This is a genomic window from Luteimonas sp. FCS-9, from assembly GCF_001014645.1.
In the GTDB taxonomy this organism is placed as follows: Bacteria; Pseudomonadota; Gammaproteobacteria; order Xanthomonadales; family Xanthomonadaceae; genus Luteimonas.
Window position 1 is genome coordinate 84,090 of sequence record NZ_LASZ01000004.1, and the last position, 26,272, is coordinate 110,361.

20 protein-coding genes are annotated in these 26,272 nt (G+C 71.5%); 16 read left to right on the forward strand and 4 right to left on the reverse strand.

What is annotated here, in order from left to right; all coding sequences use genetic code 11:
* Positions 1-84: 84 nt before the first annotated feature.
* Together WQ56_RS05150 and WQ56_RS05155 are read right to left on the reverse strand one after the other, a co-directional pair.
* Positions 85-2,472, reverse strand: coding sequence for a catalase (locus tag WQ56_RS05150; protein WP_047136027.1), 2,388 nt, complete (start codon positions 2,470-2,472; stop codon positions 85-87).
* A gap of 241 nt (positions 2,473-2,713) precedes the next feature.
* Positions 2,714-5,653, reverse strand: coding sequence for an EAL domain-containing protein (locus WQ56_RS05155; protein ID WP_052772854.1), 2,940 nt, complete (start codon positions 5,651-5,653; stop codon positions 2,714-2,716).
* A 259-nt stretch (positions 5,654-5,912) separates the two neighbouring features.
* Here WQ56_RS05155 and WQ56_RS05160 point away from each other — a divergent pair, with 259 nt between their 5' ends.
* Complete coding sequence (locus tag WQ56_RS05160) at positions 5,913-6,164, forward strand: hypothetical protein (protein WP_047136028.1); 252 nt, start codon at positions 5,913-5,915, stop codon at positions 6,162-6,164.
* Between the two features lie 67 nt (positions 6,165-6,231).
* On the opposite strand, the gene WQ56_RS05165 is transcribed toward WQ56_RS05160, so the two are convergent.
* Entirely contained in the window at positions 6,232-6,732 is a 501-nt protein-coding gene (locus WQ56_RS05165; protein ID WP_047136029.1) for a hypothetical protein, read from the reverse strand.
* A 173-nt stretch (positions 6,733-6,905) separates the two neighbouring features.
* On the opposite strand from WQ56_RS05165, the gene pyrH reads away from it, so the two are divergent.
* The 15 genes from pyrH to WQ56_RS05240 all read left to right on the forward strand — a co-directional run bounded on the left by pyrH (position 6,906) and on the right by WQ56_RS05240 (position 25,069).
* Complete coding sequence (gene pyrH / locus WQ56_RS05170; protein WP_047136030.1) at positions 6,906-7,631, forward strand: UMP kinase; 726 nt, start codon at positions 6,906-6,908, stop codon at positions 7,629-7,631.
* 135 nt (positions 7,632-7,766) lie between these two features.
* Complete coding sequence (gene frr / locus WQ56_RS05175) at positions 7,767-8,324, forward strand: ribosome recycling factor (RefSeq protein ID WP_047136031.1); 558 nt, start codon at positions 7,767-7,769, stop codon at positions 8,322-8,324.
* 120 nt (positions 8,325-8,444) lie between these two features.
* Complete coding sequence (uppS, locus tag WQ56_RS05180; protein ID WP_255350606.1) at positions 8,445-9,200, forward strand: polyprenyl diphosphate synthase; 756 nt, start codon at positions 8,445-8,447, stop codon at positions 9,198-9,200.
* On the forward strand, positions 9,197-10,036 hold the full coding sequence (locus WQ56_RS05185) for a phosphatidate cytidylyltransferase (protein ID WP_047136032.1): 840 nt from the start codon (positions 9,197-9,199) through the stop codon (positions 10,034-10,036). Before uppS ends, WQ56_RS05185 begins: the two co-directional genes overlap by 4 nt.
* 49 nt (positions 10,037-10,085) lie before the next feature.
* Positions 10,086-11,264, forward strand: a complete 1,179-nt coding sequence (dxr, locus tag WQ56_RS05190) for a 1-deoxy-D-xylulose-5-phosphate reductoisomerase (protein WP_047136033.1) — start codon at positions 10,086-10,088, stop codon at positions 11,262-11,264.
* 9 nt (positions 11,265-11,273) lie between these two features.
* A complete protein-coding gene (gene rseP / locus WQ56_RS05195; protein WP_047136034.1) occupies positions 11,274-12,638 on the forward strand; it encodes an RIP metalloprotease RseP in 1,365 nt (454 codons plus the stop codon).
* A 68-nt stretch (positions 12,639-12,706) separates the two neighbouring features.
* Entirely contained in the window at positions 12,707-15,226 is a 2,520-nt protein-coding gene (gene bamA / locus WQ56_RS05200) for an outer membrane protein assembly factor BamA (protein ID WP_047136035.1), read from the forward strand.
* 13 nt (positions 15,227-15,239) lie between these two features.
* Positions 15,240-16,265 (forward strand): UDP-3-O-(3-hydroxymyristoyl)glucosamine N-acyltransferase, encoded by a 1,026-nt coding sequence (gene lpxD, locus WQ56_RS05205; protein WP_047136036.1) that lies wholly within the window; start codon positions 15,240-15,242, stop codon positions 16,263-16,265.
* Positions 16,262-16,717, forward strand: a complete 456-nt coding sequence (fabZ, locus tag WQ56_RS05210; RefSeq protein ID WP_047136037.1) for a 3-hydroxyacyl-ACP dehydratase FabZ — start codon at positions 16,262-16,264, stop codon at positions 16,715-16,717. The genes lpxD and fabZ overlap by 4 nt, the downstream gene beginning before the upstream one ends.
* Positions 16,718-16,719: 2 nt before the next feature.
* The gene (lpxA, locus tag WQ56_RS05215) at positions 16,720-17,505 is read left to right on the forward strand and encodes an acyl-ACP--UDP-N-acetylglucosamine O-acyltransferase (RefSeq protein ID WP_047136038.1); all 786 of its coding nucleotides are present in this window, start codon (positions 16,720-16,722) and stop codon (positions 17,503-17,505) included.
* Positions 17,506-17,559: 54 nt separating this feature from the next.
* On the forward strand, positions 17,560-18,813 hold the full coding sequence (gene lpxB, locus WQ56_RS05220) for a lipid-A-disaccharide synthase (RefSeq protein WP_047136039.1): 1,254 nt from the start codon (positions 17,560-17,562) through the stop codon (positions 18,811-18,813).
* Positions 18,810-19,439, forward strand: coding sequence for a ribonuclease HII (gene rnhB / locus WQ56_RS05225; RefSeq protein ID WP_047136040.1), 630 nt, complete (start codon positions 18,810-18,812; stop codon positions 19,437-19,439). Before lpxB ends, rnhB begins: the two co-directional genes overlap by 4 nt.
* Before the next feature lie 118 nt (positions 19,440-19,557).
* On the forward strand, positions 19,558-23,088 hold the full coding sequence (dnaE, locus tag WQ56_RS05230) for a DNA polymerase III subunit alpha (RefSeq protein WP_047136041.1): 3,531 nt from the start codon (positions 19,558-19,560) through the stop codon (positions 23,086-23,088).
* Positions 23,089-23,132: 44 nt separating this feature from the next.
* Positions 23,133-24,005, forward strand: coding sequence for a hypothetical protein (locus WQ56_RS05235; protein WP_047136042.1), 873 nt, complete (start codon positions 23,133-23,135; stop codon positions 24,003-24,005).
* Positions 24,006-24,109: 104 nt separating this feature from the next.
* Positions 24,110-25,069 carry an acetyl-CoA carboxylase carboxyltransferase subunit alpha gene (locus tag WQ56_RS05240; RefSeq protein WP_047136043.1) on the forward strand — a complete coding sequence of 320 codons (960 nt, stop codon included), beginning with the start codon at positions 24,110-24,112 and terminating at the stop codon, positions 25,067-25,069.
* Positions 25,070-25,141: 72 nt separating this feature from the next.
* Here WQ56_RS05240 and WQ56_RS05245 read toward each other — a convergent pair whose 3' ends face one another.
* A complete protein-coding gene (locus tag WQ56_RS05245; protein ID WP_047136044.1) occupies positions 25,142-26,203 on the reverse strand; it encodes an NADH:flavin oxidoreductase/NADH oxidase in 1,062 nt (353 codons plus the stop codon).
* Positions 26,204-26,272: the final 69 nt, after the last annotated feature.

The window sequence follows — 26,272 nt, forward strand, 5'->3', positions numbered from 1 at the left end:
CGACCGGGGCGGTGCCGCGCCCCGGGACCGCACGCGCCGCGTGCACGACGTGGCGCGGTGGCCCACGGGGACGCCAGCGGCGCCTCAGATCATCGGCGGGTCGCGCTCGCGGTCGAAGTTGCGATGTTGCGCCAGCGCCTCGACGAAGCGTCCGATCGATCCGTCGTCCCCGTCGTCCGCCACGATCAGAGCGGCGTCGTCGTCGAGCGGAATGCCGGCTTCCTGGAGCAGGTCGGCGCCGTCACCCAGCGCCAGGATCGCCTTGCAATGGCGGAACTGGTCGCTGACGAACTCCACCGCGCGGCCGTCGCGGGTGAGGCGCACGGCGCCCTCGCCGCCCGGGATCGCGACGCCGTCGAACAGCACCGACGGCTCGTTCTCCAGCGACGCATCGGCATCGAGGCTCGCGCCATCGGCGGCGGTGAACGCACCGACGCGCGGGCCGACCAGGCGACCGACCGCGCCTTCGGCCAGCAACGCCTTCTGCAGCGCGGCGACCTGGTCGGCATCGCTGCCCTCACCGATCAGGATCGCGATCTTGCGGGTGCGAATCCCCGCCTCGCCCGGACGCGCCAGCATCGACAGCGCCGGCGACACCTCGACCTCGGGGGCCGGCGGATCGGGCAGCACGCGCGGCATCGGCTCGGGCAACGGCATGCCGAGCCCCTCGGCGACCTTGCCGGCGAGATCGTCGGACACGTTGCGCAGCATCGAGACGACGCGCTCGCGGATCGCCGGCACGGTCACCTTCGACAGCTCGAACCGGAACGCGGCGACGATGTGCGCCTGCTCGACGGGCGTCTGGCTGTTGTAGAACAGCGTGGCCTGGTTGAAGTGCTCGGCGAAGCGCTCGGGCTTGCCGCGCACCTCGTCCTGCGCCACCGGCTCGGGGAACGGCACGAAACCGGCCTTGCCCGCCTGGAACGGGCACCCGCCGCCCAGCGAATTGGGCTCGTAGGCAACCTTCCCGCGATGGATCGCCTGCCGGTGCATGCCGTCGCGCTGGTTGTTGTGCACCGGCGCGATCGGCGCGTTGATCGGCAGTTCGTGGAAGTTGGGGCCGCCGAGCCGCGAAATCTGGGTGTCGACGTAGGAATGGATGCGCCCGGCGAGCAGCGGATCGTTGGTGAAGTCGATGCCGGGAATCACATGCGCGGTGCAGAACGCGACCTGCTCGGTCTCGGCGAAGAAATTGTCGGGGTTGCGGTTGAGCACCATCCGGCCCAGCGGGGTCAGCGGAACCAGTTCCTCGGGCACGATCTTGGTCGCATCGAGCACGTCGAACGAGAACCGCTCGGCATCCTCCTCGGAGAACACCTGCACCGCCAGCTCCCACTCCGGATACTCGCCCGCCTCGATCGCATCCCACAGGTCGCGGCGATGGAAGTCCGGATCGCAGCCGGAGGTCTTTACAGCCTCGTCCCAGAGCTGCGCGTGCGTACCGAGCACCGGCGTCCAGTGGAACTTCACGAACGACGACACGCCCTCGGCGGTCACGAAGCGGAAGGTGTGCACGCCGAAGCCCTGCATCATGCGGTAGCTGCGCGGGATCGCCCGGTCGGACATCTGCCACAGCAGCATGTGCGTGGACTCGGGCATCAGCGAGACGAAGTCCCAGTAGGTGTCGTGCGCGGACGCGGCCTGCGGCATCGCGTGGTGCGGTTCGGGCTTGACCGCATGCACCAGGTCCGGGAACTTCATCGCGTCCTGGATGAAGAACACCGGGATGTTGTTGCCCACCAGGTCCCAGTTGCCTTCGTCGGTGTAGAACTTCACCGCGAATCCGCGCACGTCGCGCGCGGTGTCCTTGGAGCCGCGCTCGCCGGCGACCGTCGAGAAGCGCACGAACACCGGCGTGATTTTGCCGGCTTCCTGGAACGGCGCCGCGCACGTCAGCGACGGCACCGCGTCGTAGCATTCGAAGTAGCCGTGCGCGCCCGAACCGCGCGCGTGCACGATGCGCTCGGGAATGCGCTCGTGGTCGAAGTGGGTGATCTTCTCGCGGAGGATGAAGTCCTTGAGCAGCGCCGGGCCGCGCAGGCCTGCTTTAAGCGAGTCCTGGTTGTTCGCGACCGGCACGCCCTGGTTGGTGGTCAGCCGCCGGCCGGTCGCGTCGACGCGCACGCGGTCGAGCGACTCGACGGTCGGGTTGGCGCCGGGCGCGGGCCGCGAGCCGACCTTGGCCGACGTGTTCGACTCGCCCAGCGTGCTGGCGGTCGGCAGGTCGGACGGCGGCGCCACCTGCCGGCCGCGCCGCGGCGCGGTCGCCTCGTCGCGGCCGTACTCGGACGCCTTGTTCTCGTTGTGGGTGAACTCGGCCGCGAGGAACTCGGTGTCGGCGGCCTGATCGGCCTGGAGATCTCCCGTGCCCGGCGCGGGTGCGTGCGAGGCCGCGCTGTCGGACGCGCGCGCCGCGGACACCTGCTGCGCGGCAGCGTCGGCCGAAGGGGGTTGCTTGGGGGACTTGGCCATCTTGGTACTTCTCCCTGGGTAGCCGGTGAGCGAACACACCGACGCTAGCGGCGAGGATGTGGCGGGACCGTGCAGAACGCGGAACCGCCGGTGGGCCGAGCACGTCAGTTGTGCCGACCCCGCACCCGCCGTGGATCGACGCCCCCGCACGGGCGTGGCAGGGAGATGCGAATGCGTTGCATGCGCGCGGCCTGCGGCCTCGCCTGCGCACGCGGCGAGGCGGGCGACACCGCCGCGGCGATCAGTGGGCCCGCAACAGCGCGAGCGCCTGGTCGAACGGCTGCGGACGACCGAAGTGGAACCCCTGCGCCTGGTCGCAACCGTGCGCCACCAGCCAGTCGCGCTGCGCCGCGTCTTCCACGCCCTCGGCGATGATCGACAGGCCCAGGCCGTGGCCGAGCCCGATCAGCGCCCGGCAGATCGCCGCGCTGCGCGCGTCGTCGACGACATCGCGGACGAAGGCGCGGTCGATCTTCAGGTGGTCGAGCGGCAGTTCGCGCAGGTAGGCCATGCTCGAAAAGCCCGTGCCGAAGTCGTCGATCGACAGGCACACGCCCTCGTCGCGCAGCCGCCCCATCTGCGCGCGCACCGCATCGGGATCGCGCAGCAGCACGCTCTCTGTGAGCTCGAGGTGCAGCGCGCCCGGACGCAGCGCATGCGCCTGGCGCAGCGCGCGGATCGTGTCGACCGGCAGGCCGGCCTCGAACTGCACCGCCGACACGTTGACCGCGATCGCCGCGTCGGACCCGGCCTCCGACAGCCGCCGGCTCGCGCGCGCCGCCTCCTCGATCACCCAGGCGCCGATCGGCACGATCAGGCCGGACTCCTCGCACAGCGGCACGAACTGCGCCGGCGGCACGAAGCTGCCGTCCTCCTGGCGCCAGCGCAGCAGCGCCTCGAACGCGACCACCGCACCGTCGCGCAGGCGGTGGATCGGCTGGTAGAAGAGTTCGAACTGGCGCTGGTCGAACGCCTTGCGCAGGCGCCGCACCAGCGCCAGGCGCTCGGCCGCCTGCGCGGCCATCGCCTCGTCGTAGCGCACGACCGCAGTACGCTCGCGACGCGCCTGCAGCGCCGCGAGCGCGGCGTGCGCGATCACGTGTTCGGCGCCGCCGTCGTCGCAGGGCCCGTCGGCCAGCCCGATCCAGGCCTCGAGCGGGAACATGCCGACGTCGGCCTCCACCGGCACGTCGCTGGCCGCCACCAGCGCCTGGACCAGCGACGGCAGCGCGGCGCGGTCGAACGCCGCGATCGCGAAGGTCTCGGGCGGCGCGTAGCCGCCCAGGCCGTAGCGCTCGGCGATCCGCGCGAAGCGGGCCGCGGCCTCGCGCAGCACCGCCTCGCCGGTACGCCGCCCCAGCGTGGGCGCGATCAGTTCCAGATCCCGCAGCTGGACGTAGGCGACCGCGAAGCCGTTGCAGGCGTTCGCGGCGCAGTGCGCGTCGAGCTGCTCGGCCAGCGCCGCGAGCGTCAGCATGCCGGTATCGGGATCGTGGTGGGCGCGCCAGGCCAGATCGCGCTCGTAGGCCAGGCGCGCGCCGATGTCCTCGGCCAGCACCAGGCGCGCACGTGCGTCGTGCATCTCGATGTCGCGTGCGTGGACCCGTGCGTCGATGCGCCGGCCGTCGTGGGTGAGCAAGGTCCAGGTCCGCTCGGCGCTGCCCTCGCCGCAGCGCAGGATCACCTCGGTGCCGGCATCGCGATCCTCCGGTGCGATCAGCTCGGTCACGCGCATGCCCACGAAGGCCTCGCGGCGGTAGCCGTAGACCTCGATCGCCGCTTCGTTGACCGCCAGCACGTTCAGCGTGTCCACGTCGTAGACCCAGGCCGGCAGCGGGTTGCGATCGAACAGGTTGCGGAACTGCATCTCCGCGCGCTCGACCCGCAGCTGCGCGTCGCGGCGCTCGGTCACGTCGATGACGGTGCCGGTCATGACCTCGCGACCGCCGTCGACGACCGTCGCCCCGTTGCCCTTCAACCAGCGGATGCGACCGTCCGGCAACCGCACCCGGTATTCCTGCTCGTAGGCCTCCCGGCGCCGGCGCAGCACCTCGAACTGCGCCAGGGTCCGCGCGCGATCGTCGGGATGCATGCGCTCGAAGAACGCGTCGAGCGGGATGGTGCCCCGCTCCGGGACGAGGCCGAACAACGCGGCCATCTCGTCGGTCACGCGCACGCGATCATCGCCCTCCTCGATCCGCCACACGCCGATCTGGGAGGCCAGTTGTGCCTGGCGCAGCCACCGGGCCTGGGTGTCGATCTCGGCCATCAGCCCGACCTGCGCCCGTTCGTTGGCACGCAGCCGGCCCACCACGGCGGCGAGCGCGATCCAGTAGGTCACGACCAGCGCCAGCGCAGTGCCGGCGTACACGCGCCAGGGGGCGAGGACCTCGCGGACGCTGAGGCCGCCGCTGACGACGAGCGGATAGTCGCTGGTGCGGCTGAAGCCCATCGCGCGTTCGACGTGGTCGAGCTGGCTGACGCGTCGCACATTGAAACGCGCGCCATCGTGAACGGCCGGATCCGGCAGCGTCACCTTGCGGCCGACCTGCGAGCGCCCGCGACCGAAACGCGAGATCACCTCGCCGTCGTGGGTGTAGATGACCACGCTGCCGTCGCGTCCGATGTCGAAACCTTCGGTCATCGCGTCCAGCTCCCGGGTCAGGAGGTTGGCGACCAGCCAGTGGCCGCGGCCGTCCGGCAGGACGAGCGGCAGTTCCCAGCCGCCATCGCCGCGATGCAGGTCGCCCAGTCGCATCACGCCCGGCCCGGAGGCAGGTCCGGGTGCGGTCATCGTCCACGCCCGCAGGTCGGGCACGTCGGCGCCCGCCGAGAGCGCCCGGCCGTGGGCGTCGTAGAGCACGATCGAGGCGAGCTCGTCGTAACGCGCCACGACCCCCGCGATCAATGCCTGCAGCCGCACGTCGTCGCCGGCGCGATACGGCGCGATCTCGCGATCCAGATCGGACGCGATGCCGCGCAAGGTGCGCTCGACGTTGCGCAGTTCGAGGTGCAGCAGCCGGTCGACGCCGATCGCCATCGCCAGACTCTGGCGGTCGGCCGCCTGCATCCGCGTCTGCCGGTCGAGCGCCAGCAGCACGATCAGGCCGATGCTGATGGCAAGTCCCAGCGCGACGCCGATCGCGCGCACCGTCGCCACCGAGCCCCAGCGCTCGGCCACCCGTTTTCTGGCCCGCCCCCTCGGCATTCCGCTTCCCCCTGCAGCTGATCCCGCGCTCTGCATCGTGCGTCCAACGACGGCCCGCACCACGCGACACGGCGAGTCGCACGATACGACGGTGCGCGCGAGCGGAGCGTGAGCCGCGTCACGCTCCCCGATACACGCACCACGGTCTGCGACACAGGTGGGCGATATCGGATTCACGCGACACCGCAGCCGGATCTCTCAACATCGGCGCTCCCCCTGATGGAGCGCCTCCATGTCCCGCAAGCACGACGCAGGCTCTGCCACCCATTCCGACCAGCCGCAACAGGCCGACAACGTCGCCGTTAACGACCGGATTGCCGCGCGCGGCGCCGACTACGCGCACGACAACAATCCTTCGGCCGAGGGCAACGATCCGGCGTTGATCACCGGCCCGACGTTCGTGCGCCGCGTGAACCCGGACGGCACCGTCGAGTCGGGCGGGCCCGACGCGCCCGCGGACGACGACGCGCCGTCGCGGGGCTGAGCCGACGTCCGCCCCCGCGCCGGCGGCGGCATGCCGCCGCCGGCCGCCGGACCCACCGGCATGGCATTCAATCCTGCTTGCGCGTCCGCGCCGCCTTCTTCGCCGCCGCCTTGCGTCCCGCCGCGCCCTTGGTCTTCGCCGCCTTCTTCGCGGCGGCCGAGCGGCTGGCCGCAGTCCGCTTCGAGGCCGCCTTCTTGGCCTGGGTCGACAGCGCCTGCTTGCTCGCGACCTTCTTGGCCGGCGTCTTCTTGCTCGCGGTCTTGAGCGCCTTCTTCGCGCCGCGCGAGCGGGTCGCCGACGGCTCCTTGGCCGTGCCGGCCTTGGCCGAGTCCTGGGCCGCCTTCTTCTTGGTGGCCTTGGAGGCGGTCTTCGAAGGCTTGGCGTCGACACCTGCACGGCGTGCCTTCGACAGGCCGATCGCGATCGCCTGCTTGGTCGACTTGGCGCCGTGCTTGCCTTCGCGCACGTGCTCGATCTCCTCGCGGACGAACTCGCCGGCCTGCGTGCTGGCGGACTTGCCTTCGCGCTTGGCCTTCGCGGCGCGCGCGGTGGTCTTCTTCTCCGGCATGGAACGCTCCCACGGATGGACGAACGCCTGCGATAGCAAGCCGCCGATCAAGGACATGCGAACGCACACCCGTCGTCGGGACGCGGTGGGCGCAACGCACGCGGCCGCCGCATGAGCGCGAGCGGCGTCGATCTTCTAGAATCCACGCGCCCCCCAATCCCCCGGAGTCCGTCATGACCTCACCCCTCGCCTATCGCCGCGTCCTGCTCAAGCTGTCCGGCGAGGCACTGATGGGGGACGAGGACTACGGCATCGACCCGAAGGTCATCGGCCGGCTGGCCGAGGAAGTCATCGAGGCGCAGAAGGCCGGGGCCGAGCTCGGCCTGGTGATCGGCGGCGGCAACATCTTCCGCGGCGCCGGCCTGGCCGCCGGCGGCATGGACCGGGTAACCGGCGACCAGATGGGCATGCTGGCCACCGTCATCAACGCCCTGGCGATGCAGGACGCGCTGGAGAAGCGCGGTGCGCGCGTGCGCGTGATGAGCGCGATCAAGATCAACGACGTCTGCGAGGACTACATCCGCCGACGTGCGATCCGCCACCTGGAGAAGGGGCGCATCGGCATCTTCGCCGCCGGCGTCGGCACGCCGTTCTTCACCACCGACTCGGGCGCGGCGCTGCGCGCGATCGAGATCGGCGCCGACCTGCTGCTCAAGGCGACCAAGGTCGACGGCGTCTACGACGCCGACCCCAAGAAGGTGCCCGGCGCCAAGCGCTACGAGCGGCTCACCTACGACGAGGTGCTCGGCCAGGGCCTGGAGGTCATGGACACCGCGGCCTTCGCGCTCGCCCGCGACTCCGACCTGCCGCTGCGCATCTTCGACATGGGCCAGCCCGGCGTGCTGCTGCGGATCCTGCGCGGCGAACCGATCGGCACGCTGGTCCAGGGCCGCGGCTGAGGGCCGCCGGGCACCGCCAAGGCGGCGGGGCGCCCCTGCGCGCCCCGCGCCTCCGGTGCCGACCGCGATCGCCGCCCGATGGGCCGGCCGGTCCGCTTATAATCCCCCGATTCTGCACACGGACCGGGGGCGCGCATGCTCAACGACATCAAGAAAGACACCCAGACCCGCATGGCCAAGAGCGTCGAGGCCCTGCGGCACGCGCTGGTCAAGGTCCGCACCGGCCGCGCCTCGACCGCGCTGGTCGACCACCTGAAGGTCAACTACTACGGCTCGGACATGCCGCTGACGCAGGTCGCCAGCGTCACCGTGACCGACGCCCGCTCGCTGACGATCACCCCTTGGGAAAAGCAGATGGTGGGCGCGGTCGAGAAGGCGATCCTGGGCTCCGACCTCGGCCTGACCCCCAACACCGCCGGCACCACGATCCGCCTCAACATCCCCGCGCTGACCGAGGAACGCCGCCGCGACCTGACCAAGGTCGTCCACGGCGAGGGCGAGGACGCCAAGGTCGCGATCCGCAACATCCGCCGCGACGCCAACCAGCAGGTCAAGGAGCTGCTGAAGGAGAAGCTCGTCTCCGAGGACGACGTGCGCCGCAGCGAGGAGGAGATCCAGAAGATCACCGACAAGGCGATCAAGGACGTCGACGACGTGGTCAAGGCCAAGGAACAGGAATTGATGGCGGTCTGATCAAGAGACGGGATTGGGGATTCGGAATTAGGGATTGGCGAAAAGCCAGAGCCAGAGAAGCCACCATTGACTGATGCCCCCACCCTGCAGGATTCCGCGCGCCCGAATCCCGAATCCCGAATCCCGAATCCCGGCGCTGTGCCGCGGCACATCGCCATCATCATGGACGGCAACGGCCGCTGGGCGGCGCGTCGGCGGCGGCCGCGGGCGATCGGGCACCGCGCGGGCGCGCGCACGGTCAACCTGTGCATCGATTTCTGCCTGGAGCGCGGCATCGGGGCGCTGACGCTGTTCGCGTTCTCCAGCGAGAACTGGGGCCGGCCCGAGGACGAGGTCGGGGCGCTGATGAAGCTGTTCCTCGGCGCGCTCGACCGCGAGGTCGGCGAACTGCACCGCCGCGGCGTGCGACTGCGCTTCATCGGCGAGCGCACGCGTTTCGGCGAGGCGCTCGGCGCGCGCATGGCCGCGGCCGAGGCGCAGACCGCGGGCAACACCCGGCTGGCACTGAACGTGGCCGCCAGTTACGGCGGCCGGCAGGACATCGCGATGGCCGCGCAGTCGCTCGCCCGGGACGTCGCCGCGGGCCGCCTGCGCCCCGAGGACATCGACGAGGCCGCGGTCGGTGCGCGGGTCGCGCTGGCCGACCTGCCGGCGCCCGACCTGTTCATCCGCACCGGCGGCGACCTGCGCATCAGCAACTTCCTGCTGTGGCAGCTGGCCTACACCGAACTGTGGTTCACGCAGACGCTGTGGCCCGAGCTGGGCGTGGCGGAACTGGAGCAGGCGCTGGCCGCCTACGGCACGCGCGAGCGTCGATTCGGGCTGACCGGCGAGCAGATCGCCGCCGGCGCGCCGCACAAGGAGAGCATCGAATGACAAGCACGCGCATCCTCGCCGCGCTGCTGATGGCCCCGGTCGCCATCGCCGCCGTGCTGCTGCTCAACACCCCGTGGATGGCCGCGGTCTCGGCCATCGTGTTCCTGGCCGCGCTGTGGGAATGGCTGCGCCTGGCCGGCGTGGAGGACACGCTCTCTCGCACCGCGCTGCTGCTGCTCAACCTGCTGCTGATGGTCGCCGTCGTCTGGGCCTCGGCCACCGGCGGCGGCTCGCTGGTGCTGCTGAAGATGCTGGCGATGGTCGGCGTGGCCTGGTGGCTGGCGGCGGCGCTGTGGCTGCGCCGCTACGATTTCGCCGCCGCACCCGACGCAAAGGGCCGGATCCTGAAGCTGGCCGCCGGTACGCTGGCGGTGATCCCCGCCTGGGCCGCGCTGTGCGTGATCCACGCCAACGAGGGCGGCGCGTACGGCAACCGCTGGCTGCTGCTGGCGCTGGCGATCGTCTGGGCCACCGACACCGGCGCCTACTTCGCCGGCCGCCGCTTCGGGCGCCGCAAGCTGGCGCCGCGCATCAGCCCCAACAAGACCGTCGAGGGCCTGGCCGGCGGCATCGTGGCCGGCATCGTCGTGGCGGTGGCCTTCGCCCCGCTGGCCGGCGCCCAGGTCGCGCAGCTGCCGCTGGTGGCCGCGGTCGCGGCGCTGACGGTGCTGGCCTCGGTGGTCGGCGACCTGTTCGAGAGCCTGCTCAAGCGCCATGCCGGCGCCAAGGACTCGGGCACGCTGATCCCAGGCCATGGCGGCGTGCTCGACCGCATCGACAGCGTGCTCGCCGCGCTGCCGGTGTTCGCGTTCGGCCAGATCTGGCTCGGCTTCTGAGCACGATGACCGCCCTCCGCCGCACCCTGCCCCGCCGGGCCGGCGCCCGATGACCCGCCGCGTCGCCGTCTACGGCGCGACCGGTTCGATCGGCACCTCGGCGCTGGACGTGATCGCCCGGCATCCGCAGCGGCTGCGCGCCAGCGTGCTGGCGGCCGGCAGCAATGTGCCCGCGCTGGTCGCGCTGTGCGCTGCGCACCGGCCCGAGCATGCGGTGATCGCCGACCCCGCCGGCCTCGACGCGCTGCGCGCGGGCCTGCGCGCGGCGGGCTTGGCGACGCAGGCGCACGCCGGCATGGCCGCGCTCGACGCGCCCGCCGCCGACCCCGACGCCTGCGACACCGTGGTCGCGGCGATCGTCGGTGCCGCCGGGCTCGATTCCACGCTTGCCGCGCTGCGCGCCGGCAAGCGGGTGCTGCTGGCCAACAAGGAGTCGCTGGTGCTGGCCGGCGACCTGATGATGCGCGCCGCACGCGAGGCCGGCGCGACCATCGTGCCGATCGACAGCGAGCACAACGCGATCCACCAGTGCCTGCCCGCCGACGGCGACCGCAGCGGCGTGGCGCGGATCGTGCTGACCGCCTCCGGCGGCCCGTTCCGCGGCCGCGACCGCGCCGCGCTCGCGCAGGTGACCCCGGCCCAGGCGGTCGCGCACCCCAAGTGGTCGATGGGCCCGAAGATCTCGGTCGACTCGGCGACGCTGATGAACAAGGGACTGGAGCTGATCGAGGCCCACCACCTGTTCGCCACGCCGTCCGCACGCCTGGACGTGCTGGTGCACCCCCAGAGCCTGGTGCACTCGCTGGTCGAGTTCATCGACGGTTCCACCCTCGCCCAGCTCGGGCTGCCGGACATGCGCACCGCGCTGGCGGTCGGCCTGGGCGGTCCGGAGCGCATCGCCTCGGGCGTGTCGGGCCTGGATCTGCTGCAGCACGGCCGCCTCGACTTCGAGGCACCGGACACCGACACCTTTCCCTGCCTGGCGCTGGCGCGCGCGGCATTGGAGGCAGGCGGCACCGCGCCGGCGCTGCTGAACGCGGCCAACGAAGTGGCCGTTTCAGCCTTTCTTCAGGGACGGATTCGTTTTCTAGCGATCCCGGCGCTGGTCGAGCACGTGCTCGCCGCGCTTCCCGCCCTCCCCGCCGATACGCTGGACGTGCTGCGCGACGCCGATGCGCAGGCCCGGCGCGCCGCCGGGCAGGCGATCGATTCCGGTTCGGTCCATTGAGCGTGCGCGATGTCTGAATTCCTCGGCTCGGTGTGGTGGCTGATCGTCAGCCTCGGCGTGCTCGTGACCTTCCACGAGTTCGGGCACTACTGGGTCGCACGCCGCTGCGGCGTCAAGGTGCTGCGCTTCTCGATCGGCTTCGGCCGCCCGCTGTGGTCGCGCCGCGGCCGCGACGGCACCGTCTACCAGGTCGCGATGCTGCCGCTGGGCGGCTACGTGAAGATGCTCGACGAGCGCGAGGGCCCGGTGCCGCCCGAGACCGTCGGCCAGGCCTTCAACCGCGCATCGGTGTGGAAGCGCATCGCGATCGTCGCCGCCGGGCCGGTCGCCAATCTGGTGCTGTGCGTGGCGCTGCTGTGGGCGATGTTCGTGATCGGCCGCCCCGACTACGCGCCGGTGATCGGCCAGAGCGCCGGCATCGCCGAGGCCTCGGGCCTGCGCCCGGGCGACCGCGTCGACGCGGTCGGCGACCGGGCGACGCCGACCTGGTCGGAGGTCCACCAGGCGCTGCTGCCGGCCGCGCTCGACCACCGCGACATCGCGGTGCACGTCACCGACGCCGACGACCGGCAGGTCGTGCGCGACCTGCGGCTGTCGCAGCTCCCCGACGATTTCGACCAGCGCCGCTTCACCCACGCCATCGGCCTGCTGCCGCGCCACCTGCTGCTACCGCCGCTGGTGGGCCGGGTCGAGCCCGACAGCGCCGCCTGGGGCATCCTGGCCGAGGGCGACCGCGTGACTGCGGTCGACGGCAGCCCGGTGCGCGCGTTCGACGAGATCGGCCCGCTGGTCCAGCGGCTGGGCGAGCGCGGCGGCGCGGCGATGATCGAGGTCGCCCGCGACGGCGAGCGTCTGGCGCTGGAGATCACCCCCGGCCAGATGGATCTGCCCGACGGCAGCGGCCGCTACTGGGCGCTGGGCATCGCGCCGCCGCGCAACCTGCCCTTGCCGCCCAAGGACGCGATGCAGCGCTACGGGGTGTTCGCGGCCGCCCCGGTCGCGGTGCGCGAGGTCGGCCACCTGACCGGCCAGCTGGTGGGCATGATCGGCCGCGCGTTCACCGGCCGGGTGGCGATCGAGAACACCGTCGCCGGCCCGATCACGATCGCCCGGGCGGCCAACACCTACGCCCAGCAGGGCGCGGCCTGGTACCTGACGATCCTCGCCCTGCTGTCGCTGAGCCTGGCGATCCTGAACCTGCTCCCGATCCCGCTGCTGGATGGGGGACACCTGTTGTATTACCTTATCGAGTTGGTCAAAGGCAGCCCCGTGAGCGAGCGCGCGATGGTGGCCGGGCAGTACGTCGGCCTGGCCCTGCTGGCCAGCCTGATGGGCCTGGCGTTCTACAACGACATCCTGCAGCTGGTGCGCTAGACGACCGCCCCGACCCGGATTCCGCCGCGCCGACGCGCCGGAACCCCTCCCCTACCCGGACCCGAAGAATGACGCGTATGCCCGACCGCCGCCTGCTTGCCCTCGCCCTCGCCGCGGTGATCGCCGCTCCGGCCTGGGCCCAGACGGCGGCCAACGCGCCCGCGCCCCAGGCGGCGGCACTGCCGCCGCTCGCGCCGCCGGCCGCCAGCAACTTCACCGTCAGCGACATCCGCGTCGACGGCCTGCAGCGCATCGGCGCGGGCACCGTGTTCACCTACCTGCCGGTCGAGCGCGGCGACACCGTCAACCCGACCCGGGTGTCGGAGGCCGTCCGCGCGCTGTACCGCACCGGCTTCTTCGAGGACATCCAGGTCGCGCGCCAGGGCGACATCCTGGTGTTCACGGTCACCGAGCGCCCGGCGATCAACCGGCTGACGCTGACCGGCAACAAGGACATCAAGACCGAGGACCTGACCAAGGGCCTCAACGATATCGGCCTGTCGGAAGGCGAGACCTTCGACCGCCTCGACCTCGACCGTGTGACCCAGGAACTGGTCCGCCAGTACAACAACCGCGGCAAGTACAACGTCAAGATCACCCCGACCGTCTCGCGGCTCGACCGCAACCGCGTCGACATCGCGATCAACATCGAGGAAGGCAAGGCGGCCAAGATCCGCCACATCAACATCGTCGGCAACGAGGTCTACGACCTCGAGACGCTGACCGACAACTGGGAATCGGGCGAGTCGAACTGGCTCAGCTGGTACCGCCGCGACGACCAGTACTCGCGCGAGAAGCTCGAGGGCGACCGCGAGAAGCTGCACAACTTCTATCTCGACCGCGGCTACATCGACTTCAGCGAAGACAGCATCCAGGTCTCGATCAGCCCCGACAAGGCCGACATGTTCATCACCGCCGGCATCACCGAAGGCGAGATCTACAAGGTGTCGGACGTGCAGATCACCGGCAACACGGTGCTGCCCAAGGAGGAGATCGAGAGCCGCGTGTTCGTCAAGGAGGACCAGGTGTTCTCGCGCGCGCTGCTGGAGCTGAGCTCCGACGCGATCACCGCCACGCTCGGCAACATCGGCTACGCGTTCGCGCAGGTCAACCCGATCCCCGAGGTCGACCGCGAGAACCGCACCGTCGCGATCAACCTGCAGGTCGTGCCCGGCCCGCGCGTGCAGGTGCGCCGCATCCAGTTCAAGGGCAACAACCGCACCTCCGACGAGGTCATCCGCCGCGAGATGCGCCAGTTCGAGGGCAGCTGGTACTCGCAGGCGGCGATCGACCGTTCCAAGGTCCGCCTGCAGCGCCTGGGCTACTTCGAGTCGGGCAGCGTCAACGTCGAGACCCAGCCGGTGCCGGGCAGCAACGACGAGGTCGACGTCGTGTTCAACATGACCGAGACCACGTCGGGCAGCTTCGTGTTCGGCCTGGGCTACTCGCAGCTGGCCGGCGTGACCACGTCGGTGCAGCTGTCGCAGAACAACTTCCTGGGCAGCGGCAACCGCGTGTCGGTCGAGGCGCAGCGCAACGTCTACCTGCAGCGCTACTCGTTCTCGTTCATGAACCCGTACTTCACCGACGGCGGCATGTCGCTGGGCTACAACCTGTGGTGGCGCGAGTTCGACAACTCCGAATTCAACACCGCGCAGTACTCCTCGACCAGCGCCGCCGGCCAGGCGATCCTGGGCATCCCGCTGACCGAGAACGACTCGATCTCGCTGCTGTTCGGCGCCGACCGCAACCAGATCTTCGCCTGGCGAGGGTCCTCGCCCGAGTCGATCGTCGACTACATCGACGCGTTCGGCTCGCGCACCTTCCACGCCTGGCGCAGCGAGCTCGCCTGGGCCCGCGACACCCGCAACGACTACCTGCAGCCCACCCGCGGCATGATGCAGCGCGTCTCGCTGGAGACCACGCTGCCCGGCTCGACCGCCGAGTACTTCAAGCTCAACTACGAGATCTCCAAGTACTGGCCGATCAACCGCCACCTGGTGCTCAACACGCGCGCCGAGATCGGCTACGGCGACAGCTACGGCGACGACGTGGTGCGCAACATCTGCTACACCGCGTCGACCGAGGCCAACCCGAATCCCACGCCCTCCTCGCCGTGCGAGCCCAGCTCGCCCGACTACGTGCGCACGGTCACCGGCGGCGGCCTGCCGTTCTTCGAGAACTTCTACGCCGGCGGCGCGCGCTCGGTGCGCGGCTTCCGCGACAACACGCTGGGCCCGCGCGAGACCGCGTTCGCCAGCAGCTACCTGCAGCCGATCGGCGGCGCGGTCAAGACCGTCGGCTCGTTCGAGATGTTCTTCCCGCAGCTGATCAAGTCCCCGGCCGCGCGTATCTCGGCGTTCGTCGACTTCGGCAACGTCTTCAGCGACGTCGACTCGTGGGAGGCCAAGGAACTGCGCGCCTCGGCGGGCGTGGCGCTGATGTGGCGCGCGCCGGTCGGCCCGATCTCGATCAGCTACGCGTACCCGCTGCGCAGCCAGGACGAGGTCCGCGGCGGCTCGGGCGAACTGATCCGCGGCGGCGACGAGCTCGAGCGCCTGCAGTTCACGTTCGGCGGCGCGTTCTGATCCGCCCGGCCCGATGACCGCCCATGCCCGCCACACCGCCCGGACGCTCGCCGACCGCTTCGCGCTGACCGTCCACGGCGATGCCGACGTCGAAGTCGTCGGCGTCGCCACGCTGGCCGCCGCCGGCCCCGACCGGCTCGCGTTCCTGTCCAATCCGCGCTACCGCCCGCAGCTCGAGCAGACCGCCGCCGGCATCGTCGTGCTGCGCGAGGCCGACGCCGCCGGCTACGCCGGCACCGCGCTGGTCGCGCGCGATCCCTACGTCGCCTACGCGAAGATCGCCGCGCTGTTCGCGCCGGTCGCCGACGTGCCGGTGGGCGTGCATCCCACCGCCGTGGTCCACGCGACCGCGACGATCGACCCGACCGCCTCGATCGGCCCGCTGACGACCGTCGGCGCCGGCAGCGTCGTCGGCGCCGGCGCGACCGTCGGCCCGGGCTGCACGATCGGCGAGGATTGCGTCGTCGGCGAGGGATCCCGCTTGGTCGCCCGCGTCACGCTGGTCAAGCGCGTGCGACTGGGCGCGCGGGTGACCGTGCATCCGGGCGCGGTGCTCGGCGCCGACGGCTTCGGCTTGGCGATGGAGGCCGGCCGCTGGCTCAACGTGCCCCAGCTCGGCGGCGTGGTGGTCGGCGACGACAGCGACATCGGCGCCAACACCACGATCGACTGCGGCGCCCTCGAGGACACCGTCATCGAGGAAGACGTGCGCCTGGACAACCTGATCCAGATCGCGCACAACGTGCGCATCGGCGCGCACACCGCGATCGCCGGCTGCGTCGGCATCGCCGGCAGCACCCGCATCGGCCGCTACTGCATGCTGGCCGGCAAGGTCGGCGTGGCCGGCCATCTTGAAATCTGCGACAAGGTCGTCGTCCACGCGATGACGATGGTGTCGGCTTCGATCACCGAGCCGGGCGAGTACTCGTCCGGCATTCCCGCCCAGCCCACCCGGGAATGGCGCAAGAATGCCGTGCGGATCCGCCAGCTCGATTCGCTCGCCCGCCGCATCGGCGCGCGCGCAAAGGGGGATGAATGACGCTGGACCTGACGCTGCCGATCGACATCGGCGGCATCCGCAAGCTGCTGCCGCACCGCTACCCGTTCCTGCTGGTCGACCGCGTGGTCGAGTTCGAGTCGGGCAAGCGCGTGCTCTGCTACAAGAACGTCTCGGCCAACGAGCACTTCTTCCAGGGGCATTTCCCCGACCACCCGGTGATGCCGGGCGTGCTGGTGATCGAGGCGCTGGCGCAGGCCGGCGGCATCCTGAGCCACCTCAGCCGCAGCCGCACCTGCGAGGGCGCGCTGTCGTACCTGGTCAAGGTCGACGCGGCCAAGTTCTCGCGCATGGTGGTGCCCGGCGACCGGCTGGAGCTGGACGTGAGCATCAAGCGCGAGATCCGCAACATGACGCTCTACAGCGGCGTCGCCCGCGTCGACGGCCAGCAGGCCGCGTGCGCGGACATCCTGTGCGCGGAAGTGAAGGACTGACGATGACCGAGGCCGCGATCCACGCCACGGCCGTCGTCGATCCCGGCGCCAAGCTCGGCGCCGGTGTGCGCATCGGCGCGTTCACGATCATCGGCCCCGAGGTCGAGATCGGCGACGGCACGGTGATCGGGCCGCATTGCAGCGTCCACGGCCCGACCACGATCGGGCGCGACAATCGCGTCCACGGCCACACCGCGATCGGCGGCGAGCCGCAGGACAAGAAGTTCCGCGGCGAACGCGTCGAGCTGACGATCGGCGACCGCAACACGATCCGCGAGTTCGTCACGATCAACCGCGGCACTGGCGACGGCGGCGGCGCGACCCGCATCGGCGACGACAACTGGCTGCTGGCCTACACCCACGTCGCCCACGACTGCATCGTCGGCAACCACTGCGTGTTCTCCAACAACGCCACGCTCGCCGGCCACGTCCAGGTCGGCGACCACGTGATCCTCAGCGGCTTCGTCGGCATCCACCAGTTCTGCCGGATCGGCGCGCATGCGTTCATCGGCATGGGCGCGTTCGTCAATGGCGACGTGCCGCCGTTCGTCATGGTCGCCCAGGACGGCTACGGCCGGCCCCGCGGCATCAACGCCGAGGGCCTCAAGCGCCGTGGCTTCGACGCCGGCCGCACCGCGGCGATCAAGCGCGCCTACCGCACGCTGTACGTCTCCGGCGAGCCGCTCGACGCCGCCCGCGCCCGCCTGGCCGAACTGGCGCAGGACAGCGACGACGTCCGCGCGATGCTCGCGTTCATCGATGCCGGCGAGCGGCCGCTGGCGCGCTGATGCGCGCAGGGATTCGGAATTCGGAATTGGGGATTCGGGATTGGGAAGCGCACAATGCTTCGACCTGATCGATCACGCGACTCCGCTTTGCCGAATCCCGAATCCCCAATCCCGAATCCCCCGACCAGCGCCACGCTTCGCGTGGCCCTGGTCGCCGGCGAAGCCTCCGGCGACCTGCTCGGAGCGGGGCTGATCGAGCGGCTGCGGGCGCGCCACCCGGACATCGAGTGCGTCGGCGTGGGCGGCGATGCGATGCGCGCGGCCGGCATGACGACGTGGCACGACGCCTCGGAACTCGCGGTCATGGGGCTGAGCGAGGTGCTGCGGCACCTGCCGCGGCTGTTGCGGCTGCGCCGCGAACTGCGGACCCGGCTGCTGGCCTGGCGGCCGGACGTGTTCGTCGGCATCGACGCGCCGGACTTCAACCTCGGGCTCGAACGCGCGCTCAAGCGCCACGGCATCCGCACCGTGCACTACGTCAGCCCGTCGATCTGGGCCTGGCGCCAGGGGCGTGCGGCGAAGATCGGGCGCAGCGCCGACCGGGTGCTGTGCCTGTTCCCCACCGAGCCGCCGATCTACGCCGCGCACGGCGTCGACGCCCGCTTCGTCGGCCATCCGCTGGCCGAGATGCTCGCGCTCGAGCCCGACCGCACCGCGGCGCGCCACACGCTCGCGCTCGACGCGAGTGCGCCGGTGCTGGCGGTGCTGCCCGGCTCGCGGCTGGGCGAAATCGCCCGGCTGGGCGAGGTGTTCCTCGAGGCGGCCGCACGTGTCGCCGCCGAGTTGCCGGGGCTGCGCGTCGTCGTGCCCGCGGCCAACGCCGGCTGCCGCGCCGCGATCGACGCGCTGCTGGCGCAGCCGCGCTTCGCCGCGCTCGACGTGCGCGTGCTCGACGGCCAGGCACGCGCCGCGATGGTCGCCGCCGACGTCGTGCTGCTGGCCTCGGGCACCGCGACGCTCGAGGCGCTGCTGGCCAAGCGGCCGATGGTCGTGGGCTACCGCATCGCGCCGAGCACGGCATTCGTCGTGCGGCTGCTGAAGCTGATGAAGGTCGACCGCTACTCGCTGCCGAACATGCTCGCCGGCCGCGCGATCGTACCGGAGCTGATCCAGGAGGACTGCACGCCCGACAACCTCGCTACCGCGGTGCTGCGCTGGTTCCGCGACCCGGCGGCCGCCGCGGCGCTGCAGCCGGTCTACCGCGACCTGCACCTGCAACTGCGCCAGGGCGCGTCGGCGACCGCCGCCGAGGCCGTCGCGCAGCTCGCGCCGCCGGCACTGCCGGCCCCGCAGGCGGCGCCGCGATGACCCGGCGCCTGCGCGTGGCCGGCGTCGACGAGGCCGGACGCGGGCCGCTGGCCGGCCCGGTCGTGGTCGCGGCGGTGGTGCTGCACCCGCGCCGGCCGATCGACGGGCTCGACGACTCCAAGAAGCTGACCGAGAAGCGCCGCGAGGCGCTGTACCCGCAGATCGTCGAACGCGCGCTGGCCTGGCGCGTGGAGTTCGTCGGGGTCGAGGAGATCGACCGCATCAACATCTACCACGCCACGCACGCCGGCATGACCCGCGCGGTGCGGGCGCTGGCGCCGGCGGCCGAGCGCGTGCTCGTCGACGGCAACCGCCTGCCGCCCGGCCTGCCCTGCCCGGCCCGGGCGATCGTCGGCGGCGACGCCACCGAGGAGGCGATCATGGCCGCCTCGATCCTGGCCAAGGTCGCGCGCGACCGGGCGATGGTCGCGCTGCACGCGCAGTTCCCGGCCTACGGCTTCGACCGGCACAAGGGCTACAGCGCACCGTCGCACTTCGCCGCGCTCGAGCGCCACGGGCCCTGCGTCCACCATCGGCGCAGCTTCGCACCGGTCTCCCGTCTGCTGGCGCCGGCGCCCGAGGCGCCCGCGCTGCCGGACCTGTTCGACGCGCCGGCCCTGGCCTGAACGCCGGCCGCCCGGCGGCGGGCGTCGAGCGGCTTCGCGGCGGGGTCGTCCGGCTGTCAAGCCTTGTCCGGCCCGGGCCCCGGCCCTACCCTGACGCTCCGGCCGCCACGCCCCCGCAATGCCCGCGCGCTTCGTCCATCTCCACGTCCACAGCGAATACTCGCTCGCCGATTCGACGATCCGGATCAAGGCGCTGGTCAAGCGCTGCGCCGAGCTCGGCCAGCCGTCGGTCGCGCTGACCGATCGCAACAACCTGTTCGCGCTGGTGAAGTTCTACCGCGCGGCCGAGGGCGCGGGCATCAAGCCGGTCATGGGCGCGGACATCTCGCTGGCCGAGGGCGACGAGCCGGCTTCCACGTTGACGCTGCTGTGCCGCGACCACGACGGCTACCTGTCGCTGTCGCGGCTGCTCACGCGAGCGTGGATGGAGGGCCACCGGACCGACGGCGTCGTCGTGCGGCCCGACTGGCTGCGCGACTGCAACACCGGCCTGTTCGCGATCGCCGGCCGCCACGGCCCGGCCGCGCGGCTGCTGGCCGGCGGGCGCGAGTACCTCGCGCGGCAGTGGTACGCGCAATGGCGCGAGGTGTTCGACGAGCGCCTGTTCCTGCAGCTCACGCGCTGCGGCTTCGACGACGAGGCCGTGCACAACGCGCTCGCGCTGCAGGTGTCCTCGGACCTGTCGCTGCCGGTGGTGGCCGGCAACGACGTGCGCTTTCTCGACGCCGAGGGCTTCGACGCCCACGAGGCGCGCGTGTGCATCGCCACCGGCCGGGTGCTCGACGACCCGCGCCGGCCCAGGCTCTACACGCGCGAGCAGTACTTCAAGTCGGCCGACGAGATGGCGACGCTGTTTGCCGACGCGCCCGATGCGATCGACAACACGCTGGCGCTGGCGCAGCGCTGCAACCTCGAGCTGCGCCTGGGCACCTACTACCTGCCCGCCTACCCGGTACCCGACGACGAGACGCTCGACAGCTGGATCCGCGTGCAGTCGCGCGAGGGACTGGAGGAACGGCTGGCGAAATACCCGCTGGCGCCGGGGCACACGCGCGAGAGCTACTTCGAGCGGCTGGAGGTCGAGCTCGGCGTCATCTGCAAGATGGGGTTCCCGGGCTACTTCCTGATCGTCTCGGACTTCATCAAGTGGGCCAAGGAGCACGACATCCCGGTCGGCCCCGGCCGCGGCTCGGGCGCCGGCTCCCTGGTGGCCTGGGCGCTGAAGATCACCGATCTCGACCCGCTGCCCTACGACCTGCTGTTCGAGCGCTTCCTCAATCCCGAACGCGTGTCGATGCCCGACTTCGACATCGACTTCTGCATGGACCGGCGCGACGAGGTCATCGACTACGTCGCCGCCAAGTACGGCCGCGACCGCGTCAGCCAGATCATCACCTACGGCACGATGGCGGCCAAGGCGGTCGTGCGCGACACCGGCCGCGTGCTCGGCTTTCCCTACGGCATGGTCGACGGCATCTCCAAGCTGGTGCCGATGACGCTGGGCATCGGCCTGGACGACGCGCTGGGCCGCACCGAGAAGTCGCGCAGCGACGACGCCTGGCGCTCGGACGAGCTGATCGCGCGCTACAACGACGAGGACGACGTCCGCGACCTGCTGGACCTGGCGCTGCAGCTCGAGGACCTGACCCGCAACGCCGGCAAGCACGCCGGCGGCGTGGTCATCGCGCCTTCGCCGCTGTCGGATTTCTGCCCGCTGTTCGCCGAACACGACGAGGGCGGCCGCGGCCGCAACCCGGTCACCCAGTTCGACAAGGACGACGTGGAGTCGGTGGGCCTGGTGAAGTTCGACTTCCTGGGCCTGCGCACGCTCACGATCATCGACTGGGCGGTCAAGGCGATCAACCGGCGGCGCGCGGCCGCGGGCGAGGACGCGCTCGACATCGCCGCGCTGCCGCTCGACGACGTCGCGTCCTACGAGCTGTTCGCGCGCGGCGACACGGTTGCGGTGTTCCAGTTCGAATCGCGCGGCATGCGCGAGCTGCTCAAGCGCGCGCAGCCCGACACCTTCGAGGACATCATCGCGCTCGCCGCGCTGTTCCGTCCGGGCCCGCTGGGCTCGGGGATGGACAAGGAATGGGTCGACCGCAAGCACGGCCGCACCGACGTGACCTATCCGCACCCCTCGCTCGAGCCGGTGCTCTCGCCCACCTACGGCGTCATCGTCTACCAGGAACAGGTGATGCAGATCGCCCAGGTCCTGGCCGGCTACTCGCTGGGCGGCGCGGACCTGCTGCGCCGCGCGATGGGCAAGAAGAAGGCCGAGGAGATGGCCAAGGAGCGCGCGAAGTTCGAGGCCGGCGCGGCCGAGAACGGTGTCGATCCCAAGGTCGCCACGTCGATCTTCGACCTGATGGAGAAGTTCGCCGAGTACGGCTTCAACAAGTCGCACTCGGCCGCCTACGCGCTGGTCGCCTACCAGACCGCGTGGCTGAAGGTGCACTACCCGGCCGAGTTCATGGCCGCGGTGCTGTCCTCGGACATGGACAACACCGACAAGGTCACCGGCTTCCTGACCGAGGCGCGCACGATGGGGCTGGAAGTGCTGCCGCCCGACGTCAACGCCTCGGCGTACATGTTCGAAGCGATCGATCCGAAGACCATCCGCTACGGCCTGGGCGCGGTGAAGGGCGTAGGCCGCGGCGCCTGCGAGAACGTGGTCGAGGCGCGCGAGCGCGGCGGCGCGTACACCGACCTGCTCGACTTCTGCCGACGCGTCGATTCCCAGCGTCTGAACAAGCGCACGCTCGAGGCGCTGATCAATGCCGGCGCGCTCGACGCGCTGGGCCGCAACCGCGCCTCGCTGATGCTGCAACTGCCCGAGGCGATCAAGGCCACCGACCAGCTCGCACGCAACCGCAGCGCCGGCATCGTCGACATGTTCGGCAGCGCCATGGGCGGCGACGACGTGCTGCACATCGACCTGCCCGAATGCGAGGAATGGCCGCTGCGGCAGAAGCTCGACGGCGAACGCGAGACCCTCGGCCATTACCTGAGCGGACATCCGCTCGACCCCTACCGCGAGGAACTGCAGGCGCTGGTGGGCACCGACCTGGGCCAGCTCGACAGCCTGTGGGCCGCGCGCGACACCAAGGGCGGCGGCAACAGCTGGCGGCCCGAGACCCAGGTGATCGTCGCCGGCCAGGTGTCGTCGATGCGCAAGCGCGGCGACGCGCAGGCGTTCGTGCTGCTCGAGGACGGCCGCGGCCGGCTCGAGTGCGGGTTCTTCTCCGACGCCAGCGCCGAGTACGCGCACCTGCTGACCCGCGACCGCATCCTGATCGTCGAGGGCGGCCTGCGCGAGGACGAGTTCAGCGGCGGCTTCGCACTGCGGGTCAAGCGCTGCTGGGATTTCCACGCCGTCTGCCCCGAGCACGCGCGCCGGCTGTCGCTGCGCCTGGACCTGCGTGTGCCCGGCACGATGGCACGCATCGAGCAGGTGCTGGCCCAGCACCGCCCCGGCAAGACCGCGCTGCGGCTCGACCTGCTGCTGCCCGCGGGCGCGGCGGGCACGCTGGAGGTCAACGGCAGCCACGGCGTACGCGCCGATGCCGAGCTGCCCGGCACGCTGCGCGCGCAGCCGGGCGTGCGCGTGGCCCGGCTCGACATGAGCAAGCCCTGGGCGCACTGACCCGCCCACAGGCCCGGCCCACCCCCTGTCCAGAAGAGACGACGATGATCCGATCCTTCGCCGCGGCGAGCGCCGTGTCGCTGCTCGCCGCCTGCGGCCCGTCCTCGCCTGCGTTCGAGATCGACAACCCCACCGACGCGCCGGTCCAGGTCACCATCGACGGCAAGACCCTCGAGGTGGCGGCCGGCGCGAGCACGGCACTGGAGCTCGACGCCGGACCGCACACGCTGGCCACCGCGCGCACCGGCGAGGTCCGGATCTCGGTCTGCGGCGCCGAGCGCGGCACCCTGATCAACCCGACGCTGTCGGACTACGTGCTGGCGCGCGAGATCTATGTCGCCGACGCGTCCAAGCTGCGCAACTTCGGCGCAGTGACCGCCACCGTGCAGCTCGGCGACGCGACCTACGAAGGCCCCTTCGAACAGGTCACGGGCCTGTTCATCGACAGGACCTGGGATTTCGGCGTCCGCGAGGCGTTCCCCGGGCAACAGACCGTGGCGCGGATTCCGGAGAACGGCGGCAAGATCAGCACCAAGCTGTTCACCCCGCAGGCGTTCATCGACTACGTCGAGACGGCCGACGACCGCCAGGGCGCGTTCGCGCAGCGGCATCCGGGCGGCGACGTGCAGCCGGCACGGGCGCTGGAGACCGCGCCGGCCGAACTGCCGCCGTTGCCTCCGGCCTTCGAGCCCCACTCGGCGCCGCTGCGCGAGTCCTACGCGCAGCGCCTTCAGGTCCAGGATGCGGCCGACTGCGAGGCGGTGCGCAAGCGTTCCCACGAGGCCCTGATGGCCATCACCGGCGCGACCGCGATGCTGCACGTCGACCAGAGCCCCGAGGACAACCAGGCCTACAACGATGTCATCCACCGCTACGGGCGGCTGATGGGCGCCGGCGCGCTGGTCCTGCCCCGCTAGGCCCGGTGCCGGCCACGCGTCCGGCCGTCCCGCCGCACCCCGCCGTACGGGGCGCCCAGGGCCGGTCGGCTACACTTCCCCCCCACGTCACCTGACGGCGCGTCATGAACCCGAACTACCTCGATTTCGAGCAGCCCATCGCCGACCTGGAAGCCAAGATCCAGGAACTGCGCCAGGCCAGCGACGGCCCGGCGGTCAACATCGACGCCGAGCTGGCGACGCTGCGCGACAAGCTGCGCAAGCGCACCGCGCACATCTTCCGCGACCTGACCCCGTGGCAGGTCTCGCAGCTGGCGCGCCATCCGCAGCGCCCCTACACCAACGATTACATCCGCACGTTCTGCGACGAGTTCGAGGAACTGGCCGGCGACCGCGCCTACGCCGACGATGCCGCGATCGTCGGCGGGCTGGGCCGGATCGACGGCCGCAGCGTGGTGATCATCGGCCACCAGAAAGGCCGCGACACCAAGACCAAGGTGCGGCGCAACTTCGGCATGCCGCGTCCGGAGGGCTACCGCAAGGCGCTGCGGCTGATGAAGATGGCCGAGCGCTTCGAGCTGCCGCTGCTGACGTTCATCGACACGCCCGGCGCGTACCCGGGCATCGGTGCCGAGGAACGCGGGCAGTCGGAGGCGATCGCGCGCAACCTGATGGAGATGGCCGAGCTGCGCACCCCGATCGTCTGCACGGTGATCGGCGAAGGCGGCTCGGGCGGCGCGCTGGCGATCGGCGTGGGCGACCGCACGGTCATGCTCGAGTACAGCACCTATTCGGTGATCTCGCCCGAGGGCTGCGCGTCGATCCTGTGGAAGGACGCGTCCAAGGCCCGCGACGCGGCCGAGCAGCTCGGCCTGACCGCCAAGCGGCTCAAGCAGCTGGGCCTGATCGACAAGGTCGTGCGCGAGCCGATCGGCGGCGCCCACCGCAATCCGCGCCAGACCGCGACCCGCCTGAAGGCGGTGCTGATGAACGAGCTCGACCAGCTCGAGCAGTTGCCGGTCGACACCCTGCTGCAGCGCCGCTACGAGCGCCTGCGCAGCTACGGGGCCTACGAGGCGGCGTGAGCGCCGTCGGGACGGGGCCGGTGTTCCGGGCCCGCCCCGGTCCGTTCGGGCGACGGCGCGCGCGGCGCGCCCTCACCAGGCGCGCAGGTACTGCGCCGGCGCCTCGATCGTCGCGCCCAGTGCCTGGGCCGCGCGCCTCGGGAAGTACGGGTCGCGCAGCAGTTCGCGCGCCAGCAGCACGACGTCCGCGTCGCCGTCGGCGACGATGCGCTCGGCCTGCTCGGGCGTGGTGATCAGTCCCACCGCACCGGTCGCGATGCCGGCCTCGGCGCGGATACGGCGTGCGAAGGGCACCTGGTAGCCGGGCACCGCATCGATCCGCTGCGCCGGCGACAGGCCGCCCGACGACACGTCGACCAGGTCGACGCCGCGCGGCGCCAGCAGTCTCGCCAGCGCGACGCTCTGCTCGACGTCCCAGCCGCCCTCGACCCAGTCGGTCGCCGAGAGCCGCAGCCACAGCGGCAGCCGCTCGGGCCAGACCGCGCGCACCGCGTCGACAACGTCCAGCACCAAGCGCGTGCGGCCCTCGAAGCCGCCGCCCCAGGCATCGTCGCGCGCGTTCGACAGCGGCGACAGGAACTGGTGCAGCAGGTAGCCGTGCGCGGCGTGCAGTTCGACCAGTTCGAAACCGGCGGCGAGCGCGCGCTGCGCGGCCGTGCGGAACGCGTCCACGACCGCCGCGATGCCGTCGGCATCGAGCGCGACCGGCGACGGGTACCGCTCGCCGTAGGCCGAGGCCGACGGCGCGACGACCTGCCAGCCACCATCGGCCTCGGCCACCGCGCCATGCCCGCGCCACGGCGCATGGGTGCTGGCCTTGCGCCCGGCGTGCGCCAGCTGGATCGCCGGCACCGCGCCCTGCGCGCGCACGAACGCCGCGATCGGCGCCCAGGCCTGCGCCTGCGCGTCGTTCCACAGGCCGACGTCCTCGGGCGAGATCCGGCCCTCGGGCAGCACCGCGGCCGCCTCGGCCATCACCAGGCCGGCCCCGCCGACCGCGCGGCTGCCCAGGTGCACGAGGTGCCAGTGGTCGGGCAACCCGTCGACCGCGCTGTACTGGCACATCGGCGAGACCGCGATGCGGTTGCGCAGCGTCAGCGCACGCTGCGCCAGGGGGGAGAACAGCTCGGACATCGCAGGTTCCTGCAGGCGGGCCCGCGACTGTAGGGCCTGCGCGCCGGACCGGCGACCGCGCGGCCGGAT

Coding starts and splice junctions, on each gene's coding strand:
- WQ56_RS05150 (WP_047136027.1), bottom strand. CDS start 2,472: ATGGCCAAGTCCCCCAAGCAACCCCCTTCGGCCGACGCTGCCGCGCAG.
- WQ56_RS05160 (WP_047136028.1), top strand. CDS start 5,913: ATGTCCCGCAAGCACGACGCAGGCTCTGCCACCCATTCCGACCAGCCG.
- WQ56_RS05165 (WP_047136029.1), bottom strand. CDS start 6,732: ATGCCGGAGAAGAAGACCACCGCGCGCGCCGCGAAGGCCAAGCGCGAA.
- pyrH (WP_047136030.1), top strand. CDS start 6,906: ATGACCTCACCCCTCGCCTATCGCCGCGTCCTGCTCAAGCTGTCCGGC.
- frr (WP_047136031.1), top strand. CDS start 7,767: ATGCTCAACGACATCAAGAAAGACACCCAGACCCGCATGGCCAAGAGC.
- WQ56_RS05185 (WP_047136032.1), top strand. CDS start 9,197: ATGACAAGCACGCGCATCCTCGCCGCGCTGCTGATGGCCCCGGTCGCC.
- dxr (WP_047136033.1), top strand. CDS start 10,086: ATGACCCGCCGCGTCGCCGTCTACGGCGCGACCGGTTCGATCGGCACC.
- rseP (WP_047136034.1), top strand. CDS start 11,274: ATGTCTGAATTCCTCGGCTCGGTGTGGTGGCTGATCGTCAGCCTCGGC.
- bamA (WP_047136035.1), top strand. CDS start 12,707: ATGACGCGTATGCCCGACCGCCGCCTGCTTGCCCTCGCCCTCGCCGCG.
- lpxD (WP_047136036.1), top strand. CDS start 15,240: ATGACCGCCCATGCCCGCCACACCGCCCGGACGCTCGCCGACCGCTTC.
- fabZ (WP_047136037.1), top strand. CDS start 16,262: ATGACGCTGGACCTGACGCTGCCGATCGACATCGGCGGCATCCGCAAG.
- lpxA (WP_047136038.1), top strand. CDS start 16,720: ATGACCGAGGCCGCGATCCACGCCACGGCCGTCGTCGATCCCGGCGCC.
- lpxB (WP_047136039.1), top strand. CDS start 17,560: ATGCTTCGACCTGATCGATCACGCGACTCCGCTTTGCCGAATCCCGAA.
- rnhB (WP_047136040.1), top strand. CDS start 18,810: ATGACCCGGCGCCTGCGCGTGGCCGGCGTCGACGAGGCCGGACGCGGG.
- dnaE (WP_047136041.1), top strand. CDS start 19,558: ATGCCCGCGCGCTTCGTCCATCTCCACGTCCACAGCGAATACTCGCTC.
- WQ56_RS05235 (WP_047136042.1), top strand. CDS start 23,133: ATGATCCGATCCTTCGCCGCGGCGAGCGCCGTGTCGCTGCTCGCCGCC.
- WQ56_RS05240 (WP_047136043.1), top strand. CDS start 24,110: ATGAACCCGAACTACCTCGATTTCGAGCAGCCCATCGCCGACCTGGAA.
- WQ56_RS05245 (WP_047136044.1), bottom strand. CDS start 26,203: ATGTCCGAGCTGTTCTCCCCCCTGGCGCAGCGTGCGCTGACGCTGCGC.